General features: G+C 74.1%; 18 protein-coding genes. 6 read left to right on the forward strand and 12 right to left on the reverse strand.

All coding sequences use genetic code 11. From position 1 onward, the window contains the following. The first annotated feature begins 43 nt into the window (after window positions 1–43). A complete protein-coding gene (locus ABZ234_RS16160; RefSeq protein WP_355012564.1) occupies window positions 44–2,110 on the forward strand; it encodes a hypothetical protein in 2,067 nt (688 codons plus the stop codon). On the opposite strand, the gene ABZ234_RS16165 is transcribed toward ABZ234_RS16160, so the two are convergent. Continuing rightward, entirely contained in the window at window positions 2,107–3,465 is a 1,359-nt protein-coding gene (locus ABZ234_RS16165; protein ID WP_355012565.1) for an acyltransferase, read from the reverse strand. The genes ABZ234_RS16160 and ABZ234_RS16165 overlap by 4 nt on opposite strands. Before the next feature lie 171 nt (window positions 3,466–3,636). Here ABZ234_RS16165 and ABZ234_RS16170 point away from each other — a divergent pair, with 171 nt between their 5' ends. From ABZ234_RS16170 to ABZ234_RS16185, 4 genes are all read left to right on the forward strand, one after another. Further along, window positions 3,637–4,560 (forward strand): DUF3068 domain-containing protein, encoded by a 924-nt coding sequence (locus ABZ234_RS16170; RefSeq protein ID WP_267946412.1) that lies wholly within the window; start codon window positions 3,637–3,639, stop codon window positions 4,558–4,560. A gap of 168 nt (window positions 4,561–4,728) precedes the next feature. Beyond that, entirely contained in the window at window positions 4,729–5,610 is an 882-nt protein-coding gene (locus tag ABZ234_RS16175; protein WP_355012579.1) for a decaprenyl-phosphate phosphoribosyltransferase, read from the forward strand. Continuing rightward, window positions 5,607–7,004 (forward strand): FAD-binding oxidoreductase, encoded by a 1,398-nt coding sequence (locus ABZ234_RS16180; RefSeq protein WP_355012566.1) that lies wholly within the window; start codon window positions 5,607–5,609, stop codon window positions 7,002–7,004. The genes ABZ234_RS16175 and ABZ234_RS16180 overlap by 4 nt, the downstream gene beginning before the upstream one ends. An 86-nt stretch (window positions 7,005–7,090) precedes the next feature. Next, window positions 7,091–7,843, forward strand: coding sequence for an SDR family NAD(P)-dependent oxidoreductase (locus tag ABZ234_RS16185; RefSeq protein ID WP_344176400.1), 753 nt, complete (start codon window positions 7,091–7,093; stop codon window positions 7,841–7,843). A 48-nt stretch (window positions 7,844–7,891) separates the two neighbouring features. Here the strand turns inward: ABZ234_RS16185 and ABZ234_RS16190 are convergent, their stop codons facing one another. The 7 genes from ABZ234_RS16190 to ABZ234_RS16220 all read right to left on the reverse strand — a co-directional run bounded on the left by ABZ234_RS16190 (window position 7,892) and on the right by ABZ234_RS16220 (window position 15,649). Continuing rightward, a complete protein-coding gene (locus ABZ234_RS16190; RefSeq protein WP_355012567.1) occupies window positions 7,892–9,298 on the reverse strand; it encodes an MFS transporter in 1,407 nt (468 codons plus the stop codon). Next, window positions 9,295–10,275, reverse strand: coding sequence for an oxygenase MpaB family protein (locus tag ABZ234_RS16195; RefSeq protein ID WP_355012568.1), 981 nt, complete (start codon window positions 10,273–10,275; stop codon window positions 9,295–9,297). The genes ABZ234_RS16190 and ABZ234_RS16195 overlap by 4 nt, the downstream gene beginning before the upstream one ends. Window positions 10,276–10,364: 89 nt before the next feature. After that, complete coding sequence (locus ABZ234_RS16200; RefSeq protein WP_355012569.1) at window positions 10,365–11,378, reverse strand: oxygenase MpaB family protein; 1,014 nt, start codon at window positions 11,376–11,378, stop codon at window positions 10,365–10,367. A 254-nt stretch (window positions 11,379–11,632) separates the two neighbouring features. Further along, window positions 11,633–12,214, reverse strand: coding sequence for an ATP/GTP-binding protein (locus tag ABZ234_RS16205; protein WP_344176392.1), 582 nt, complete (start codon window positions 12,212–12,214; stop codon window positions 11,633–11,635). Then, window positions 12,195–12,680, reverse strand: a complete 486-nt coding sequence (locus ABZ234_RS16210; RefSeq protein WP_355012570.1) for a DUF742 domain-containing protein — start codon at window positions 12,678–12,680, stop codon at window positions 12,195–12,197. Before ABZ234_RS16210 ends, ABZ234_RS16205 begins: the two co-directional genes overlap by 20 nt. 9 nt (window positions 12,681–12,689) lie before the next feature. Further along, window positions 12,690–13,145 (reverse strand): roadblock/LC7 domain-containing protein, encoded by a 456-nt coding sequence (locus tag ABZ234_RS16215; protein WP_267946403.1) that lies wholly within the window; start codon window positions 13,143–13,145, stop codon window positions 12,690–12,692. Window positions 13,146–13,147: 2 nt separating this feature from the next. Beyond that, entirely contained in the window at window positions 13,148–15,649 is a 2,502-nt protein-coding gene (locus ABZ234_RS16220; protein ID WP_355012571.1) for a nitrate- and nitrite sensing domain-containing protein, read from the reverse strand. A 622-nt stretch (window positions 15,650–16,271) separates the two neighbouring features. On the opposite strand from ABZ234_RS16220, the gene ABZ234_RS16225 reads away from it, so the two are divergent. Continuing rightward, window positions 16,272–17,393, forward strand: a complete 1,122-nt coding sequence (locus ABZ234_RS16225) for an antibiotic resistance protein VanZ (protein ID WP_355012572.1) — start codon at window positions 16,272–16,274, stop codon at window positions 17,391–17,393. On the opposite strand, the gene ABZ234_RS16230 is transcribed toward ABZ234_RS16225, so the two are convergent. The 4 genes from ABZ234_RS16230 to ABZ234_RS16245 all read right to left on the reverse strand — a co-directional run. Continuing rightward, on the reverse strand, window positions 17,390–17,785 hold the full coding sequence (locus ABZ234_RS16230; protein WP_267946400.1) for a DUF3592 domain-containing protein: 396 nt from the start codon (window positions 17,783–17,785) through the stop codon (window positions 17,390–17,392). The two genes, ABZ234_RS16225 and ABZ234_RS16230, sit on opposite strands and share 4 nt — an antisense overlap. 12 nt (window positions 17,786–17,797) lie before the next feature. Then, window positions 17,798–18,439 carry a TetR/AcrR family transcriptional regulator gene (locus ABZ234_RS16235; protein ID WP_267946399.1) on the reverse strand — a complete coding sequence of 214 codons (642 nt, stop codon included), beginning with the start codon at window positions 18,437–18,439 and terminating at the stop codon, window positions 17,798–17,800. Between the two features lie 38 nt (window positions 18,440–18,477). Then, a complete protein-coding gene (locus tag ABZ234_RS16240) occupies window positions 18,478–20,559 on the reverse strand; it encodes a YhgE/Pip domain-containing protein (RefSeq protein WP_355012573.1) in 2,082 nt (693 codons plus the stop codon). A 16-nt stretch (window positions 20,560–20,575) separates the two neighbouring features. Next, window positions 20,576–20,955: ABC transporter ATP-binding protein (locus ABZ234_RS16245; RefSeq protein ID WP_355012574.1), on the reverse strand; the 380-nt coding region annotated here is incomplete at its 5' end.

Raw genomic sequence — 20,955 nt, forward strand, 5'->3', positions numbered from 1 at the left:
CACCCATTTTCCGGGTTGGCCAACCTACGGCGGGAGAGAACCGATGCCGCCTGTTCCCCCCACGGCGAGTGGACACGACGGCGCGGAGGCGCAGGCGCCCGGTGGGAAGGCCGGGGTACGCCGCCCGGCCGGGGACCCCGGCGGGGAGGGACCCGGCCGGGGCGGACCGGTCCGCGACGCCCTCGCCGTCCTGGGCCTCCTCGCGCGCGACCGGCTGGTCCTGGCGGGGCTGCTGGTCGTCGCGGCGGCGGTCGGCCTCAAGCTGTACGTGCTCACGCAGTCCTACTTCGTGGAGGACGACTACCTCTTCTTCGCCTCCGCGTACGCGAGCGACCTGGGCCCGGACTACCTCCTCACCCTCCACAAGGGGCACCTGATGCCGGGAGCCCTGTTCCTCGTGTACCTCCAGACCACGTTCTGGCCGTACGAGTGGTGGGTCAGCGCGGGCAGCATGCTCGCGTTCCAGGCCGCCGCGCTGCTGGGGTTCTTCCGCCTGCTGTGGGAGCTGTTCGGCCGCCGCCCGGCCCTCCTCGTCCCCCTGACCGTGTACGCGCTGGCCCCGTTGACCGTCCCCGTCCTCGGGTGGTGGTCGGCTGCGCTCAACGCCGTGCCCTTCCAGCTCGCGCTGGTGCTCGCCGCGCTGTGGACCGTGCGCCACCTGCGCACCGGCGACGCCCGGTTCGCCTGGTGGGCGTCGGGCGCGGTCGTGTTCGGCATGCTCTTCACGGTCAAGGCGATGTTCCTGCCCCCCGTGCTGTTCGCGGTGGCCGCGGCCTTCCTGTACCCGGGCGACCCGCTCGTCGCGGTCCGCAGGGCCTGGGTGGTGCACCGCCCCCTGTGGACGGCGATGGGCGCCCTCTTCGCCGCGTACGCGGTGTTCTACCTGGCGCGGATGCGCGCGGGCGAGGGCGGCGAGGGCGCGGGCGTCCCCGAGAGCGAACCCGCCCTGGCCATGCTGCGCGGGCTCCTCACCGAGGTCTTCCCGGTCGGCGCCCTGGGCGGCCCGCCGGAGTGGGGGCCGGTCACCCCCACGGGTGGGCTCGTCGACCCGTCGGGGCCCGTGGTGCTGGGGGCCTGGGCGGTGTTCGCGGTGATCGTGCTGTCGAGCCTGTGGCTGCGGCGCCGGGCGTGGCGTGCCTGGGCGCTCCTGCTCGGCTACCTGGTCGTCGTCGACATCGTCCCGACCGTCATCGCGCGCGGCAGGTTCCAGGAGGTGGCCGCCGCCGACCCCCGCTACGTGGCCGACGCGGCCCCGGTGTTCGCGCTCTGCCTGGCGCTGGCCTTCCTGCCGACGCGTGAGGAGCGGGCGCGGGCGCTGACGGGCGGCGCGGGGGAGCGCGCCGGCTCCGCGGCCGACGCCTACCGCGTGCGTCCCCGGCGGGCCGCCCGGACCGCCGCCGTGCTGGCGACGCTGGCGTACACGGCGTCGGCGGTGTGGTCCACGCACGCCTACGCGGGAACGCTCGGCGGCGACCGCCTCCAGTGGTACCTGGACACGGTCCGGGCCTCCCTGCGGGAGGTTCCGGAGGAGGGCGGCCTGTACGCGCGCCCCGTCCCGGAGGACGTCGTGCTGGAGTGGAACGGCCAGCGCCGCCTGAGCTCCTGGGTGCTGCCGCCGCTGGCCGAGCCCGACGTCGCGGAGCGGATGGTGGAGCCGGAGGAGTCCGGCGCGGCGTACGTGTTCAACGACGCGGGCTACCTGGTCCCGGCGCGGCCGTCCGACAGCAGCTACGTCTTCGGACCCGGGGGAGGGGACCGCTGCCTGGAGCCCTGGGAGGGGCTCATGTCGTGGCCGGTGCGGGTCCACGGCGGCCTCGCCCAGGTCGTCACCCTCGGCTACACGGCGGAGGAGGACGTGCCGGTGGTGGTCGCCCTGGGCGACGACTGGATCGAGGTGGAGCTGCCCGCCGCGGAGGAGAACGGGACACGGTACGTCCCGGCGGGGGCGCCCGGCGAGCAGCTGTCGGTGTTCGTGCCGGAGGACCCCGACGACCGCGGCGGGCTGTGCCTGAGCTGGGTGTCCGTGGGCGGCATGGCCCCCGCGGTCGAGGGCAACCCCTGGGCGCCCGAGGAGGACGACCGCACGGGCGGCGGCGCGGAGGCGGACTAGCCGCTCTTCTCCGCGTCCTTCCGGGACCAGCGCCGGCTCGGCTCCTCCACCCAGTGGAAGGTCGCCGCGGCCAGGAGGACCGTCCCCGCCGTCACCGGCACCATGTCCAGCCAGAACGACCCGGTGAAGATCTCCTGACCGGAGAAGTCGCGCCACAGGTACAGGACGACGAACTGCCACAGGAACACGCCGTAGGAGATCCGGGCGAGGAACTGGCACACCCGGTGCCGCAGCAGCGAGTCCAGCCAGCGGCCGTCCCGCCAGGCCGCGGCGCTGCGGAGGGACGCGGGCGGGGAGGTGGGGCGGGGGGCCAGGGCGGCCGGGGCCACGACGAAGAACGCGAAGCCCGTCCCGGCCAGGGACGCCGCGGCGGAGGTCCAGATGTCGCCCGAGCCGATGAACCGCCCGCCGGTGGCCTCGGTGGCGGTCAGGGCGAGGAAGCCGCCCGCCACCAGCCAGCACACCCCGGGCGACGCGGCCACGGTGCGGCAGAAGCGGCGCACCGGGCCGTCGGCGCCGGGCTCGCGCCACGCCCACTCCGACAGCACGGCCAGCGCCATCCCCGCGGCGAACAGGCCGAGCGCGCGCGGCAGCCAGGCGTGCATGTACTCGCGGGGCTCGGGATAGAACTGGGGCACCAGCGCGGCCAGGGCGAGCACCCCCATGGCGGCGAGCCCGGCGAGGAGCCGCCGGCCGCGGGCGTCCACGGTCCTCCCGCCCCTCGCCCACAGGGCCAGGAGCAGGGCGAACACCGGCAGCAGCAGGTAGAAGGACACCTCGACCGACAGACTCCACATCTGGCCGAGGCCGTAGGGGCCGGTCCCCACCCACGGCGGGTCGGTGTCGAAGGGGAAGGCCAGGGTCAGGACCTGGAGCCAGTAGGAGGGCGAGCCGAGCTCCTCCCGGGAGTAGAGGAGCAGCGCGGCCACCGCCACGACCCAGTAGGCGGGGAACACGCGCACGACCCGGCGCCACAGGTAGGGGCGGGCCCGGGGGCCCCGCGTCCCGTCCAGGGCGGCGCGCGCCCAGGGCCGGTACAGCAGCACGCCGGAGAGCGTGAAGAACAGGGGCACGGCGAGGTCGAACGCGGACACCAGCCCGCCCAGGACGCCCGGGGCGAGGGAGTCGCCGGTCTCCGTCGCGACGTGGAAGACCAGGACCATCAGGGCGGCCGCGGCGCGGATGCCGTCGAGGGTCTCGTGGCGTCCGTCGACCTGGGGCAGGACCAGCGCCGGATCGGGGTCCCGCGGCGGGGGCCGCGTGCCGGTGGAGGGGGAGCCGGGGAGGGTGCCGTCGGAGGTGCTGCCGGTGGGTGCGCCGGTGGGGTCCTCGGGCGCGGAGGGAGTGGGCGCCATGGGCCTTCCAGAACGGGGGAGCGTTGAAACGCGCTTCACTAGAACGTGTTATAAAAATTCAGACACGCCCTGGTGACGTCGTTCACTACTGGGCAGTACTCTACCCGGAACTGGACCTAGTTCCACTAGACGCAGTTTCAGATCTGGACTCTCATCCGCCCAGGAGGGCACATGCGCCGTACCGTTGCGGTCGTTCTCATCGCGTTTGGAGTCTTCTTTCTCGCCGCCGCACCCATGATGCGCACGTGGATGTCGAGCTCCCTGATGAAGACTCCCCTGGACTACTACAGCGAGACAGTCAACGTCGCCGAAGGTGCCACCTACTTCAACATCGAGGACGTGGAACTCGTCGAGGACGCCACCCTCGAGGCCCACGCGACGATCCGCGCGGACGTGGCCTCCAGCACCGACGAGATCGTGGTGTGGGACCAGTTCACCTGGCTGAAGGACGCCGAGACCGACTTCGGCATCAGCTCCACGAGCCGCCGCGCCGGACACGACCGCGTCACCGGCGAGGCCGTCGACTGCTGCGACTCCATGGTCAACGAGGAGTCCGTCGTCCAGAGCGGGCAGGCCTGGAAGTTCCCGTTCTTCACCGAGCAGCGGGACTACGACTTCTACGAGACCACCGTCCAGGAGGTCGTCCCCATGGAGTTCCAGGGGGTCGAGGCGGTCGAGGGCGTCGAGGCCTACCGGTTCGTCCAGACCGTCGAGCCGACCGTCATCGACGAGCGCACCCTCCCGCGCTCGGTCGCCGGCCTGGAGGGCGACGGGGACGTCACCGGGGACGAGGTCTTCTCCATCACCCGCACCTACTGGATCGAGCCCACCACCGGATCGCCCCTCAAGGTCAGCGAGGACCAGAACCGCGTCGTCGTCGTGGACGGCGAGGAGGTCCTGACCCTGCTGGACGCCGAGCTCGTCTTCGACGACGAGTCGGTCCGCAACGCCGTCGCCAACTCCGAGCAGGGCCGCACCGTGCTGCCGCTGCTGCACACCACCCTCCCGATCGCCTTCCTCGTCGTCGGCGTGGGCTTCGTGGGCATCGCCGTCGTCCTGTACGTCTCAGGCCGCCGCAGTGACCACCACAACTGACCCCCGCCCCCCACTCCGCCCCCGGCCCTCACCGGCGTGCCCGAGAGGGTGCGCCGGTGCGCCCGTCCCGGAGCCGGGGCGCCCGTGACGCGGAGCGCGGAGCGGACCGGGCACGCGGGCGACGGCACACCCGGAGGCCCCGATGTCCAGGGGAGCCCGCGCGACCTCCTGGGCACGGCCCGCGCGCTGGTCCGTGCCTGCCGGCCCCGGCAGTGGATCAAGAACCTCCTGGTCCTGGCGGCCCCCGGAGCGGCCGGGGCCCTGGGGAGCCCCGACGCGCTGCTGACCTGCGCCGCGGTGTTCGCGCTGTTCTGCGCGGCCGCCAGCGGCACCTACCTGCTCAACGACGTCCACGACGCCGACCGCGACCGCGCGCACGCGCGCAAGAGCCACCGGCCCGTCGCCTCTGGCGCGCTCCCGGTCCCCGTCGCCGTCACGGCCGGAGCCGTCCTGGGCGCGGCGGCCCCGCTGGCCTCCCTGGCCCTCGGCGATCCGCTCCTGACGGGCCTGGTCACCGGATACGTCCTGCTCACCCTGGCCTACACCCGCCGCCTCAAGGACGTGGTGGTGTGCGACCTGGTCGTGGTCGCCGCCTGCCACGTGCTGCGCGCCGCCGCGGGCGGAGCCGCGGTCGGCGTGCCGCTGACCTCCTGGTTCGTCATCGTGGTGTCGCTGGCCGCACTGCTCGTCGTGGTCGGCAAGCGCGAGGCCGAGCTGCGGGCGTTCCGCGACGCGGGCGCGTCGGCCGCCGCGCCGGTGCGGGAGACCCTGCGCGGGTACACGGTCACCTACCTGGCCCAGACCCGCACCATGGCGTCGGCGGCGATGATCGTCACCTACTGCCTGTGGGCCCTGGACCGGGGCGACGCGTCGCAGCCCGTGTTCCACGCGGTGAGTATCGTTCCGTTCATCATGTTCGTCCTGCGCTACAACCTGCTCGTGGACCGGGGGGCCGGGGAGGAACCCGAGGAGATCGCCCTGCGCGACCGCCCCCTCCAGGTGACCCTCGTGTCGCTCGCCGCCCTCGTCGGACTGGGGATCCACCTGTGAGTCCACCGCCGCCGGACCGTGCGCCCGCCCGCGGCGGGACGCGCCCCGCCCTCCTCACCGGCTGGGGCCGCACCGCCCCCACCGCCGCGCGCGTGGCGCGGCCGCGCACCGCCGAACAGGTCGCCGAGGCGCTCTCGCGGGCCGGAGCGCGCGGAGCCCTCGCCCGCGGACTGGGCCGCTCCTACGGCGACGCCGCGCAGGCCGCCGGCGGGCTGGTCCTGGACTGCACCGCGCTGACCGGCCCGATCCGGCTCGACACCGCGCGCGGCGAGGCCACCGCCCCGGCGGGGACCACCCTCGGCGGGCTCGTCGCCCACCTCCTCCGGCACGGGTACTTCGTCCCCGTGGCCCCGGGGACCGGCCAGGTCACCCTGGGCGGGGCGGTCGCCGCCGACGTCCACGGCAAGAACCACCACGCCGACTCCTCGATCGGCGCCCACGTGCGCGCGCTGACCCTGGTGACCCCCGACGGGAGGGCGCGCGCGCTGGGGCCGGAGGGCGACGGGTCCGAGCTGTTCTGGGCGACCGTCGGCGGCATGGGGCTGACCGGTGTGGTCACCGAGGCCACGCTGGCCGTGTTCCCGGTCGAGACGGCGTACATGAGGGTGGACACCGACCGGACCGCCGGACTCGACGCCACCCTGGAGCTGATGTCGCGCCCGGGATCCGACCGCCGCTACTCGGTCTGCTGGGTCGACCTGCTGGCCGCGGGCGGCGCGATGGGCCGGGGCGTGTTCACCCGGGCCGACCACGCGCGGATCGGCGACCTCCCCTCCACGCTCCGGCGCGAGCCGCTGAGGCACCGGCCGGGCACGGTCCTGGCGGCGCCGCCCTGGGCGCCGCCGGGGCTGCTCAACCGGTGGACGGTGGGGGCCTTCAACGCCGCCTACCTCCGCGCCGCGCCCCGGCGCAGGCGCGGCGAGGCGCAGCCGCTCGCCGGGTTCTTCCACCCGCTCGACGCGGTGCGGGGATGGAACCGCATGTACGGTCCGCGCGGGCTGGTGCAGTACCAGTTCGTCGTCCCGTTCGGGGCGGAGGGCGCCCTCGCCGCCGTCATGGAACGGCTCTCCCGGGCGGGCGCCCCGTCGTTCCTGGCGGTCCTCAAGCGCATGGGGGAGCCCACCCCGGGCCCGCTGTCCTTCCCCCGGCCGGGATGGACCCTCGCCGTGGACCTGCCCGCCGACCTGCCCGGCCTCGGCCGCCTGCTCGACGCCCTCGACGAGAGACTGCTGGAGGCCGGAGGCCGCCTGTACCTGGCCAAGGACAGCAGGGCGCGCGCCGAGACCGTGCACGCGATGTACCCGGAGCTGCCCGCCTGGCGGAGGGTGCGGGACCGGGCCGACCCCGGGGGCGTGCTCGTCTCCGACCTCGCCCGCCGCCTGCGGCTCGTCTGACCGCCGGGCCCGGCGCCGACGCGGGGCCGCGCGGACACCGGACGCCCCCCGCACACCACGACACCCCACACGACCGGAGGGAACCCATGCGCGACTCGGTGGGACGGGTACGCACCGTGCTGCTGCTCGGCGGACGCAGCGAGATCGGCCTCGCCATCGTCGAGCGGCTGGTCCGCGACGGCGCCCGGGAGGTGGTGCTGGCCGCGCGCGGCGGGGCGGAGCCCCCGCCGGGCGCGCTCACGGAGCTCGGCGCCTCCGTGCACTCGGTGGAGTTCGACGCCGGCGACCCCGACGCCCACACGGGCACGGTCGCGGAGGCCGTCGGCCTGGTCGGCGACCTGGACGTGGTCGTGGACGCGTTCGGCGTGCTGGGGGACCAGGCGGCGTACGAGGCGGACCCGGCCTCCGCGGCCCGGGCCGCCGCCGTGAACTACACGGGGCACGTCTCCGCGGGGCTGGCCGTCGCGGCCCGCCTGCGCGAGCAGGGGCACGGCGCCCTGGTGGTCCTGTCCTCCGTCGCCGGGGTGCGGGTCCGCAGGTTCAACTACGTGTACGGGTCGGCCAAGGCCGGTCTGGACGGCTTCGCCCAGGGGCTCGCCGACTCCCTGCACGGGTCCGGCGCGCGGGTGCTGGTGGTGCGGCCGGGATACGTGCCCACCCGTATGTCCGCCCACGTGGACCCCGCGCCGTTCCCGGCCACGCCGGGCCAGGTGGCGGAGGCGGTGGCCTCCGGACTGCGCTCGGGGGCGACCACCGTGTGGGCGCCGCGCGTGCTCCGGCCGCTCTTCGCGGGGATGCGGCTGATGCCCCGCGCGCTGTGGCGGCGCCTGGGGCGCTGAGCCGGGGGAGGCGCGCTCCCGGCGGGGAAGGCCGGGAGCGCACCCGGGTCAGGGGCCGGAGGGGACCGGCGGGTCGGACCGGGCGTCCCCCGGTTCCGACCGGAGCCCGTCGGCGGTCAGCCGGTAGAACGCCAGGGGGACCAGGCAGCACAGCATGACCGCGGCGGGCACCAGGGTGCTGCCGACCAGCATGCCGCGCAGCGCCTCGTCGCTCTGGCGCACGGCCTCGCCCGCGCCCGACTCCACGTAGCCGCTCAGCGCCAGGGACAGCGACAGGAGGCCCGTCCCGACCGCCTGCGCCATCGCCTCCCCCGAGGTCCACACGCCCGACAGCACACCGCTCTGGCGCCGCCCCGAGCCGTGCGTGTCCGCCATGCAGTCGGCCAGCATCGACCACGGCAGCAGGGTCGTGCCGGACAGGCCCACGCCCACCAGCACGGAGGAGAGGACCGCGCCGGGGAGGCCCCAGACCGGGATGAGCAGCAGTCCGAGGCCGCCCAGGGAGAACACCGCCGCCGCGAGCCCCGCGGCACGGCGCTTGTCCACGCGCACGGACAGCCGCTTCCACAGCGGCGCCGACGCGATCAGCGGCACCAGGACGCACACCATCAGGACGCTCGTGTAGCGCGGCTCGCCCATGACGTTGGCCGTCACGTACGGAACCCCGGCGACCATGGTGCCGCCCGCCGCCGCCATCAGCAGGTTGGCGGGGAAGAGCACGCGGAAGTGCCGGTGCGCGAACGCCGCGCGCAGCTGGGCCGGGAGGCCCTCGGTGCGGTGCGGGAAGACCGTCCGCGGCGCCCTCCGGGTGCCGATCACGGCGCCGAGCATCGACACCAGCACCACGGCCCCCATGACCAGGCCCATGAGCCGGTACCCGGCCACCTCGTCGCCGGGGGCCGACTGGAGGACCGGCGCCAGCGCTCCGCCGAGCATCAGCGCGAGCCCCACGAACGCGGTCCGCCACGTGTTGAACGTGGACCGCTCGTGGTAGTCGGAGGTGATCTCCCCGGGCAGGGCGGCGTGCGGGACCTGGAACACGGACGACGCCAGGGCCGCGGCCACGAACACGACCGCCACGTACAGGGCGGCGGCGTTCCCCTCCAGGGGAGGGCCGGCGAACATGGCGCCGAACAGCACGGGCAGGGTCAGCGCGCCCGCCAGCATCCAGGGGCGGCGCGGCCCCCAGGAGGAGCGGGTCCTGTCCGACCGGATACCGATGTACGGGCTGACCAGGAGGTCGACCAGTTTGGGCAGGAGGACCACCAGCCCCGCCAGGGCGGGGCCCACCGCGAGCGTGTCGGTCAGGTAGATGAGCAGCAGCAGCCCCGGGACCGTGTTGAAGATGCCTGTGGCCACGGCGCCGCTGCCGTACCAGGCGTGCACCGAGCGGGGCAGCGTCCCGGTCCCCCCGGCGGGCGCGGCGCCGGGTGCGGGGCCGACGGCCGTGGTCACGCGCGTCCTTCCGCGGAGGCGGGTGCCGGGCCCTGCCCGGAGGCGGTCCCGCCGCCGGCCGTCCCGCCGTCCCCGCCGTACAGCTCGGCGTGGCCGACCGGGTCCACGTCGTGCGCCACCGGGCACCCGGCCGGGAACGTGCCGATGCGGTCGACGTCGTACCCCTCGGGGTAGCTGCGGATGTTGGGGTTCATGTCCGCCCACAGCGGCTCCTCGCGCGGCCTCATGCGGCGCACGACCTTGGCGCGGAGCTTCAGCGCCAGGTCGGCCGACCTGCGCCAGGCCCGGCTCGGCGGCTCGTACCGGAAGGCCTCGATGAGCGAGTCGTCCAGGATCGCCATCGAGAACCTGCGCGCCAGGCCGGCCACGCGCGGCGGGTAGAACGTCACCATCAGGTCGAGGGTGGAGTCGGAGACGGCGCGCCCGGCGTCGGTGTAGGCGAAGTGCTCGCGCTCGTAGGAGTCGAGGAGGTCCCGGAACTCCTCGTAGGTCCCGGGGATGTCCCTGATCCCCATGTACTTGCCGAGCCTGCGGTAGTAGTGCGTGATCGCGGAGACCTCGTGGTCCGACAGCCTGCGCCAGCCGTAGCCGTAGTCGTTGAGCCAGCGCACGGGCATCACGACGAAGGTGCTGAGCACGTACCGGTAGTCGTCGTTGCCGATGTCGTAGGAGCGGTGCATCTGGTTCATCCGGCGCAGGGAGTCGCGTCCCTTCCCGGGGCCGAACCCGTGCCGCATCATGTTGCCGAGGATGAGCGCGGTGTCGTCGTAGCGCTTCTGGGTGCTGCCGGTGAACTCGTTCGTCCTGCCGAGCAGCCCGCCGATGCTGGGGACGGCGTAGGTGCGGTACAGGGCGATCCCCAGGGCGCGTCCCATGTCCCACGGGAACTCGTGGGAGTTGAGGATCTGCATGATGCGCACGCAGTCGGCCTCGGCGTCCAAGCGGTGGATCTCGTCGCGGAAGTCGAAACGTTTCAAGGGAGGTTCCTTCGGGAGGGGGCGGGGGGTCGGGGCGGCGGCCTGGGGCGCGAGGGGGCGCGCGGACGGGCGGGTGCACTCCCGGACGGCTACTGCCCGGGGGTTCCCGCGGCCCCGGCGGGGCCGGGGGCCTCCGGTCCGTCGACGGCTCCGGGGGCGGAGCCCGCCGGGGCGACCGCCTGGCCGGGCGCCGGGACCCGTGCCCCGGTGGGGGCCACCTCCCGGGTGAGCATGCCGTGCGGGACCGGGCACCCCTGGGGGAAGGTGCCGATCCGGGAGGGCTCGTAGCCTTCCGGGTAGCTGCGGACGTTCGCGCTCTCCCGGGCCCAGCGCGGCTTCTCGCGCGGCGGCATCAGCCGCACCACGCGTGCCCGCAGTTTCAGCGCGCCCGAGCCGAGCCGGCGCCACGCGGCCGACGGCTCCGGGTAGCCGAAGGCCTTGATCAGCCGGTCGTCCAGGAGGGCCTTGGTGAAGGGGCGCACCAGGGGGCGCTGCCAGGCGGGGTAGAAGTCCGCCATCAGGCCGAGCGTGGAGTCGGAGACCGCCCGGCCGCCCTCGGTGTAGGCGAAGTGCTCGCGCTCGTAGGAGTCGAGGAGGTCCCGGAACTCCTCGTAGGTCCCGGGGATGTCCTTGATCCCCATGTGCTTGCCGAGCTTGCGGTAGTAGTTGGTGCCGGCGGCGATCTCGTGGTCGGTCAGCCTGCGCCAGCCGTAGCCCCAGTCGTTGAGCCAGCGCACCGGCATCACGACGAAGGTGCTGAGCACGTACCGGTAGTCGTCGTTGCCGATGTCGTAGGAGCGGTGCATCTGGTTCATGCGCCGCAGCGCGTCCCGGCCGCGCCCCGGGCCGAACCCGTGCTCCATGATGTCGTTGAGGATGAGGGCGGTGTCGTCGTAGCGGTGCTGGGTGCGCTCCGTGAACTCGCGGGTGTGCGCGAGGAGCTCCCCGATGCTGGGAACGGCGTAGGTCCGGTACAGCGCCAGGCCCAGGGCCTGTTCGAAGTCCCACGGGAACTCGTGGGCGCCCAGGATGCGCACGATGCGCTCGCAGTCGGCCTCGGCGTCCAGGGCCTGGATCGTGTCTCGCCACTCGAACCGCTTCATGGAGTACTCCAGTCGCCTTCGTGCGGGCCCGCCCGAGACGGGTCCATGGTCTGCGGGTGCGCAGCGCACGACGGCGCTCCACGGGGCGCACTTTACCCGGGGAGCCCGTGTGTACACCGGGCCCGGTGCCCTCCGTGCCGGTCCGGATCCGAACCGTGTCCGGACCGTTCCCCGATCAGTGCCGTGCCGGCGTCCGCCGGTACGCGGAAGGGGCGGAGGGCGACCGCCCCCCGCCCCTTCCGCGTCCGCGCGCCTCAGGCCGCCATGCGCTCGGCGACCCGGTTGACCAGCGTCAGCAGGACCTGTTTGGACGACTCCCGCTCGCGGGCGTCGCACAGCACCACCGGGATCGCCGGGTCGAGGCTCAGCGCGTCGCGGACCTCGCCCGGCTCGTAGGCGTGGGAGTCGTCGAAGCAGTTCACCGCCACGATGAACGGCACGCCGCGGCGCTCGAAGAAGTCCACCGCGGCGAAGCACGTCTCCAGGCGGCGGGTGTCGGCGAGGACGACGGCCCCCAGCGCGCCCTCCGACAGCTCCTCCCACATGAACCAGAAGCGCTCCTGGCCCGGGGTGCCGAAGAGGTACAGCACCAGGGCGGAGTTGATCGTGATGCGGCCGAAGTCCAGCGCCACCGTGGTGGTCGTCTTCGATTCCACCCCGGACAGGTCGTCGACCCCGTAGCTGGCCTCGGTCATCACCTCCTCGGTGCTCAGCGGGGCGATCTCGCTGACGGACCCGACCAACGTGGTCTTTCCGGCGCCGAAACCTCCGGCGATCAGGATCTTCAGCGCGGAGGGAACGATCGTCTGCGTGTCGTCAGAGTCGCTGGATGCCATCGAGAACCGCCTGGAGTACGTCCCGGCTCACCGGGCTCTTAGCTGTGTAGGGGGCACGGGCCAACGCGAGGCCGCGGTTGAGGAGGTCGCTCAGCAGAACCTTGACCACGGCCACCGGGATGTCCAGGTGCGCGGACACCTCGGCGACCGACTGCGGCCGGCGGCACAGCTCCAGGATCCGGAGCTGCTCCGGTTCCAGGGCCATCTCGTCGACCTCGGCCCGCTTGGCCGCGATCACCACGCTGATCATGTCCAGCCGCACGGTGTCCGCGTGCTCGCGGCCCTGCGCGATCACGTACGGGCGGACGAGCGGACCGGCGTCCTGGTGGCCGGGCGCCCCGGACCCCGCCGGGGTGGCCGCGGCGCCGGGGCTCCCGGGCGAACCCGCGCCGTACCCGCCGACCGCGTCGCGCCCCGGCAGGCCCTGCGGTATCCCGCCGTGCGGGATCTCGTTGTGCGCTTGCATGGCCGTCCCCTATCGCGTGGCTTCCCCGGAGGCGCCCTCGTGCCTGGGGGCGGCGTCCAGATACCGTCCCACCTGCTCGACCAGGACGTTCATCTCGTAGGCGATGAGTCCGACGTCGGCGCTCTCGTCGGCGAGCACCGCCAGGCACGCCCCGCGGCCCGCGCCGGTGACGAACAGGTAGGCGCTCTCCATCTCGACCACGGTCTGGAGGACCTCGCCGCCGCCGAAGTGGCGGCCGGTGCCGCGGGCCAGGCTCTGGAACGCGGAGGCCACCGCGGACAGGTGCTCGGCGTCCTCCTTGACCAGGTCGTGGGAGCGTCCGATCAGGAGGCCGTCCGCGGACAGCACGATCGCGTGCCGGGAGCCGACGGCGCGGTCGAGCAGCTCGTCGAGCAGCCAGTCGATGTCCTTCTTGGCAGCGCCGTTTCCGTTGTCGTGCGCGGCGCCTTCGGGAGTACTCGTCACGGTTAGGCGTCCTTGTCGGTGTCGTTGGTCTGCTGCTTGCCATCGCGCCGTCCGCGGTCCGTCCCCTTCTGGAACGCGGACATGTTCCGGCGCAGACGAGCCAGTCGCTCCCCGCTGTCGGGGGCCTCACCGGGGGAGGCGCCGGAGGCGGGCCCGGTCCGGATGCCGGCCCCGGGGTCGGTCGCCAGCTGCGGCGCCAGGTTCTCCTGGGGGCGCCGCTTGGGCAGCGGGGGCCGTCCTCCGCCGGCCTCGACGGCGGTCTCCGGGGCGCCGGCGGGGGCGGCGCCGGGGGCGGGGACCGCGCTGATGTTCTTCCTGCGGGTCGGGAGGGCCGGGCGGTCGTCGGCGGGCGGGGCGGTGAGGAGGGCGTCCCCGCCGTCGGGGCCCAGGAGGTCGTCGGGCATGCCGCCGTCCGCGGGGCCGCCGTCGTCCGGGCCGTCCCCGCGGTCCGTCGCGGCGTCCTCGCCCGTGGAGGAGACCGAGGTCAGGACCGGCTTGGCGCCCACGGGAGCGGACTCCAGCTCGCCGGGGACGCGGTCGATGATCTCCCGCACCTCCCAGATGTCCTCGCCGGAGGACTCGGAGGAGGGCAGCGGGGTGCGGTCTCCGGAGATCAGCTCGTGCGGGAGCAGGACGATCGCCTGCACGCCCCCGTACGGCGACGGGCGCAGGTGCACCTTGATGCCGTGGCGGTGGGCCAGGTGCGAGACGACGAAGAGGCCGAGGCGCATCTTCTCGTTCAGGCGCATCACGTCGAACTCGGGCGGGCTGGCCAGGAGCGCGTTCGCGGAGGCGAACTCGCTCTCGGTCATGCCGAGGCCCCGGTCCTCGATCTCGATCGTCACCCCGTTGGGCACGTCGTCGCTGCTCAGGCGCACCTGCGTGTGCGGCGGCGAGAACATGGCGGCGTTGTCGACCAGCTCCGCGACCAGGTGGATGACGTCGGCGACGGCCGGTCCGTTGAGGTGGACGCGGGCGATCCGGTCGCGCTTGACGCGCGTGTAGTCGCCGGACTCGGAGATGGCGCCGCGCAGCACGTCGATCAGCGGCATCGGCCGGTGCCATGTACGGCCCGGGGCCTCGCCGCCGAGGATGAGCAGGTTCTCCGCGTTGCGGCGCGACCGGGTGGCCAGGTGGTCGAGCTTGAACAGCTGGGCCAGCTGGTCCGGGTCCTCCTGCTCGCGCTCCATCTTGTCCAGCAGGCGGAGCTGGCGGTGGACCAGCGTCTGGCTGCGGTGCGCGATGTTGAGGAAGACGCGGTTGACGCCCTGGCGCAGCTCGGTCTGCTGCACCGCCTCGTCGATGGCGGCGCGCTGGGCGGCGTTGAACGCCCGGGCGACGTCGCCGATCTCGTCGTCGGTGGTGCGGAGGTCGGCCAAGGAGGTGTCGGTGTCCACGCGCTCGCCGTCGTGCAGGCGGCGCATGAGGTCGGGGAGCCGGTTCTCGACGAGGTCGTTGGAGTCGTCGCGCAGGCGCAGCAGGCGCTCGGTGAGGACGCGCGAGGAGCGGCGGGCCAGCAGGAAGGCGCCCAGGATGACGGCGGCGACGCCGAGGCTGCCCCCGACGGCCAGGAGGACGGCCTGGTTGGCGGACTCCCGGGTGAGGGAGGCCGCGTGCATGGCCTCGTCGGCGCCCAGGGCGGTGAGCTCGGCCAGGACGTGGTCGTAGTCGGCCCGCCACGCGTCCTGGTCCACGGGCATGGCGAGGTCCTCGACCTCGCCGGGCACCAGGGTGACCGGGTCGGTGACCGTCTCCGTCGAGATCCGGCGGTCGATGATCTCCTGCTGCATCTCCAGGAGCCGCGCGTACTCGGGGCCCTCCAGCACGGCCCGCAGGCGCTCCTCCTGGCCCTCGCCCTCCAGGTAGTGGCCGTTGCCCTCGAGGAGGTTCCGGTAGGCGCCGACCAGCTCGGTGAACTCGCGCTGGTCGTCCGCGGTCAGCTCGTCGGAGGCGAAGGCGCGGGCGATCTGGGCGTCGGACCGCGCGAAGACGTCGACGGTCCGGAACATGTACACGGCCGTGAAGGAGGGGCTGGTCGAGTCGCCCGCCATCCCCCTGCGGGCCTGGCTGTCGAAGCTGTCGGCGCCGTGCAGGACGAGTTCGTTGTAGTAGTCGAGTACGTCCTGGCGCGAGGCGTCCCCGGAGTCGATCGCCTCGCGGAGCGCGCCGATCTCCTCGTACTGCTCGTGCAGCATGCGGATGTGGTGGCCGCCCTCGCCGGGGGCGAGGTCGGCGAAGCCGATCAGCTCCCCGATGACCACGCCCATGGTGCCGTCGGTGCGTTCGCGGGCCTCGGCGAGGTCGCCCGCCAGCTGCTCGTCCCCGGGGTTCTCGATGTAGGCGATCGACTGGGACCGCTCCTGCATCACGTCCACGAGGCCGACCGCGGCGGGGGTCACCAGGTCCTCGGTGGCCCGGGCGCGGATCAGCTGGACGACGGCGTCGCCGGTCAGGGCGATGGTGAGGATCAGCCAGAGCGCGAAGAGCGCGGTGGTGGGGATCATGACCATTGCGCGAATACGGGCGGTGATCGTCCGTCCGCGTCGCTTCGGTACTGCCTGCACGGTTCTCCTGTCGATCCGCGTCTTCGGTCTGGGGTTGCGGTGCGGGGCCCCGGGGGGCCGGGTTCCGCCGGGGCGGCACCTCGCGGCCCGCGTGCGCGCGGCCTCCTGCCCCGCGGGCGGCGTCCGTCGGGGCCCTGGACGCGGGACGTACCGCAGGGTAACCACAAACGCGGCTTTTCGGCGTTGGGGATCGTATCTCGCACGTGAAGCGCCGAAATATCCGGGTTGGTGAAGGCAGTCTGCCATGAAGGCCGAGAATGTCCACCCTCCGGCCGGAGGTGCTCGTGTTGCCTGCTGTGAATAAATGGTGACAATGGGACAAACGTCACATATGGCGGAGAGTGCGCGGCCACCCTGCTTCGCGTGACGTTCCCGGGCCTCCCGGGCCGGAGCGGTGGAGGCGCCCCGGGAGCCGGGCGGAACGGCGGACGAAGTCGGAGGTTCGGTCCCCGCCCGACGACAGAGCGTACTAGCGTTGCGTCCCCGGGGCGGGAACGGCCGCGCGGACGGGGGAGCAGGGCGCCGGGACAACCGCGCCCGCCCGAGCACGGGGGGAAGCACCATGGGTCGACCGTTCGGCGGGGGACAGGCCGCCGTCGAGGTGGCGCTCGCCGTCGTGCCGCTGCTGGTGGTCGCCGGCGCCGCGCTGTACCTGCGCGGGCAGCACCGGCGCTACGGGCGGCCGCACGGGCTGCCGGGCCGCCTCACGGCGGCCGCCCTGGTCACGGGGGTCGCCCTCGCGGCCTACGCGGTCTGGCCCCTGCCCGCGTCCGCCGACGGCCTGTGCACCGGGAACGGCTCCGCGGGCGGCGGCCCGCCGCACACGGCGTGGGACGCCGCCCTCGCCCTCGGACTCTTCACGGCGGTCGGCCTCCTGGCCCGCCACCGCTTCCGCCGGGGAGCGGTGGAGACCCTCGTGATCGGGGCGGCGCTCGCCGCCTCCGTCGCCGCGGTGCGCGCGACCGGCGTGCTCGGCCTGTACCCGTGCGCCTATGCGCCCGCCTCGGCCCTGCTGGTCGCCCTGGGCGTCGTGGGGACCCTGGCCGGATGGACGGCCGCCCGCCGGCTCCTGCCCCTGTGGCCCGGCGGCCCCGCCCGGGGATGGCCCGCCGCGGTGCCCGACCGCGTCGACCCCGCACTCGACCGGCGCATGACGGGGGCCCTGATCGACCTCGGCCTGTGGTGGTTCGGGGCGTCGGCCGTGACCGCACTGCTGCACGCCTACGGCGTCGTGCTCCCCCTCGCCGGGGGGCGGACCGGGGAGGCCGCGCTCCTGGGCCTGGCCCTCGTGTGCGCCGTCCTCCTGCCCCAGCTGCGGAGCGACCGCGCCACGCCGGGCCCGGCCGCCGTCGGGCTGGCCCTCGGGGAACGGGGGAGCCCCCGCCCCGCGTCCCGGCGGCGGGTCCTCCTGCGCACCCTCCTGCTCCAGGCCCCGGTCGCCGTGCTCGTCGCCCTGGGCCTGCCCTGGGCCGCTCTCGCCGTGGCCGCGCTGCACTCGTGCACCGCCCTGGTCCGGCCCGACCGGGCGGGCCTGGCCGACCTGGTGTGCGGGGTGCGCGTGCGCACCCGTTCCAGCCTCGACGGCGGTCTGCCCTCACGGCTGGTCCGCTACTCCGAGCCCCGGGCGCAGGCCCCGGCCGGAGCCTCCGCCGACCCCGCCCGGCCCCCGCGGGAGCCGGTCTAGCGCCAGGCGAGGTAGCCCAGGAGGAGGCCGGTGAGCATCAGGATCGCGCCCAGCCCGCCGAACAGCCCCCGCACCCAGTGGCTCAGCCACGGCGCGGACACGATGCGCGCCCTGGCGGGCTCGTCCGGGTCGTAGGCCACCGTCACGATCTCCCCGGCGCGGGAGGCCGTCCACCCGGTGTTCTCGTGCTCGGCGTGCACCTCCTGCCCGTCCTCGGTACGGAACTGCACGATCATGCGCGAGGCGGTCGAGGTCTCGTTGTAGCCGATCACCCGGCCCTTGGCGCGCATGCCGTGGCGGACGAGCCGCAGTTCGAGGCGCGTGTCCCGGGCGACGATCCAGAGGATCACGGCCCCGGCCAGGAAGGGGAGCAGGGGGTACAGGTCGGCCACGGGGGCGTCCTCTCAGGCGTGCTCCGGTGCGGACGACGATGCGCCGACCAGGCCGTCGGTCATGTGGGCCAGGGTCGCGTGGATCTCCTCGACCGGCCTTTCCGGTTGGAGGGTACGCCAGTCCAGGGCCACGGTGACCACCATGCCGAACAGGGCGGATCCCGCGAGCCCCGTGTCCACCCCCTGTCGCAGGGCCCCCTCCGCGGCCAGCCGTTCCAGCTGGCCGGAGATGACCCCGATCGCCTCGGTGCGGATCTGGCGGACGGTGGCGTACCAGGCCTGGTTGGTCCGCCAGGCCTCGGCCATCAGGAGCCGGGCGAGCGCCTCGTGCTCGCCGATGAACACCACCCCCGCGCGCAGGACCGCGGTGAGCGCCTCGGCGGGCGGGGCGGAGGGGGGCGCCGCGTCCTTCAGCGTGTCGGCGAGCCGGGACACCCCCCACTCCATCAGCGCCGTGTACAGCTCGCTCTTCCCGCCGAAGTTGTAGTAGACGGTGCCCTTGGCGACCCCCGCGCGCTCGGCGATCTCGTCCACGGTCGTGGCGCCGTAGCCCTGTTCGGATATCAGGCCCACGGCCGCCTCGAACAGGCGGTGCCGGGTCGCCTCTCGGCGACCGCTCCTCGGCCGTTCGGTGCTCGTGCTCATCCGGTCCATTCTGCCGCTGCCGGCGCCGGTCGCGCCACGGCGGGCCGTCACAGCTTCAGCGCGGGGTAGAGGGAGGACATCGTCCACACCCGCTTGCGCTCCACGGCCAGCCACGTGAGGAGCAGCGGTACCACCAGCCACAGGCCCATCACCCCGAAGGCGCTCCACACGAGGTCCGGGTCCCCGCCCCCGAGCAGGACGCGCATCGCCGTCACGCCCCAGTGCAGCGGCAGGTAGGGGCCGACGGCCTGGAAGAACGCCGGGCTGGTCTCGATCGGGTACGTGCCGCCCGCCGACGTCAGCTGGAGCACCAGGAGGGCGAGGGCGACGACCCTTCCCGCGGCCCCGAACCGCACGTTGAGGTACTGCACGACGGCGGTGAACGCGACCGAGGTCAGCACCAGGAACGCGACGAGCAGGGGCCAGTTCCGGGCCTCCAGTCCCAGGAACAGGTGCAGCGCGCCCAGGGTGACCGCCACCTGGCCCACGCCGAGCAGCAGCGGGACGACCCGGCCCGCCAGGGCGACGCGCCACGACGGGGCCGAGGACGCCAGGGCCCGCGAGGACAGCGCGGGCAGCACCATGAACACCACCATCGCCCCCACCCACAGGGACAGCGGGACGAAGAACGGGGCGAACCCCGTCCCGTAGTTCGGAGCCTCGTTGGAGATCTCGCTGTCCAGCCGGATCGGCTCGCTCATCACGGCGGACGCGTCGGACCGGCCCCGGTCGGAGTAGGTGGGGATCTCCCCTGCGCCCTCGTCGAGCCCCTCGGCGAGTTCGCCGGACCCCGACGCCAGCCGGCCCAGCCCCTCGTGGAGGTCGCCCGCGCCGCCGCTGAGCAGGCCCAGGCCGGAATCCAGCTCCGAGGCGCCCTCGGAGGCGTCCGCCAGCCCGTCCCGCAGGGCCGCGGAGCCCTCGGCGAGTTCGGCCAGCCCCTCGTCGAGCTCGTCGACCTTGTCGCGGGCCTCCTCCGCCCGGTCCACCATGTCGGGAAGGTCCTCGGAGAGCGCGGCCGCGCGCTCGCTGAGGGCGGCGGCCTCCTCGGCGGCCGACTCGATGTCGTCCCTGTTCCCGTCGACGTACCCGGCGACGGACAGGGCGGTGTCCATGGCCCCCTGGAGGTCGCGCAGCAGCGTGTACAGATCCGGGTTCTCGGTCTCCAGGCCGGGGTTCTCCCGGAGGAAGGCGGCCAGCCGGACGTCGACCTCGGAGAGCCCGGCGGTGTCGATCTCCTCGGGCAGCTCCTCCAGCGCCGTGGACAGGGCGCCGGTGACCTCGGCGGCGGTGTCGGCGCGCTCCTGGATCGCGGGGATGTCCTCCTCCAGCTGGGGAAGCCATTCGTCGGCCAGCCCGTCCAGCTTCTCCACCTGGGTGGAGACCTCCTCGGACGCGGTGCCGGCGCCCGCGGCCAGGGACCGGGAGCCCGTGTACAGCTCGTCCAGGCCGCTGCTCAGCGATCCGGCCCCGGTGTGGGCGTCGTCCACGCCCGTCGACAGCTCACCGGCCCCCTCCTCGGCGCTGTCCGCGCCGCCGGACAGCTCGTCGGCGCCCTCGGCCGCCTCCTCGGTCCTGCCGTGGATCTCGTTGAACCCCACGAAGATCTCGTCGAGGTAGTCGCTGATCGCCGACGCCGCGGCGGCGTCGCGGACCTCCTTGAACGCGCTCCCCGCCAACTGGCGCACGATGAAGCTGTTGGAGTCGTTGTAGTGCGCCTCCAGCATGGCCTGGACCGGCGCCTCCCGGTCCCGGGAGGGCGAGGACAGGTCCTCGCTGAAGTGCGAGGGGATGGTGAGGGAGACGTAGTAGTCCCCGTCGGCGACCCCGCGCGCGGCCTCCTCCGCGCCGACCGGGCGCCAGTCGAGGTCCCCGCGCTCCAGGAGCGTGTCGGTGAGCTCGCCGCCGGCGTCCATCTCCCGGCCGTCCACCTCCACGGGCCGGTCCTCGTTGACGAGCGCCACGGGCAGGTGCTGCATCCTGCCGAACGGGTCCCAGAAGGACCACAGGTACATGCCGGAGTAGAGCAGCGGGATGAGTACGAGCGCCGCCAGCGCGGCCGCGGGCAGCGGGGAGCGCAGGAAGGAGCGCATGGTGAGCAGCCCGAGCCGGGGCACGGCGAAGGGCCGCATGCGCGGTCTGCCCCTCTTATGCCTGTTCACTGCCGTCACCGTCCTTCCCGCGGTCGAGGAGGTCGTCGATGCGCGCCCGGGCGGGGCCGGCGTCCGCGCCGCCCTCGTGCTCCGCCGGGTCGTCCGGCCCGTGCGCGGGGTCCTGCCGGATCGGGACGGGGCCCTGGGTGTCCGGTCCGGCGACCCGGTCCAGCGCGTCGGCGTCGGCGCAGGTGGCGATCACCGTGGGCCCTTCCCCGGCGAGGCGTTCGAGGGTGCGCCACATGGCGGCCTGGTGCTCGCCGTTCAGGCCGCCGTCCACGTCGTCCACGGCCAGGAGCCGGGGCTCGGCGAGCAGGGCCAGGGCGACGCCCAGGCGGCGCCGTTCGAGCATGGACAGGTCCTTGACCATGGTGC

Source organism: Nocardiopsis sp. NPDC006198, assembly GCF_040613895.1.
Classification (GTDB): Bacteria; Actinomycetota; Actinomycetes; order Streptosporangiales; family Streptosporangiaceae; genus Nocardiopsis; species Nocardiopsis tropica.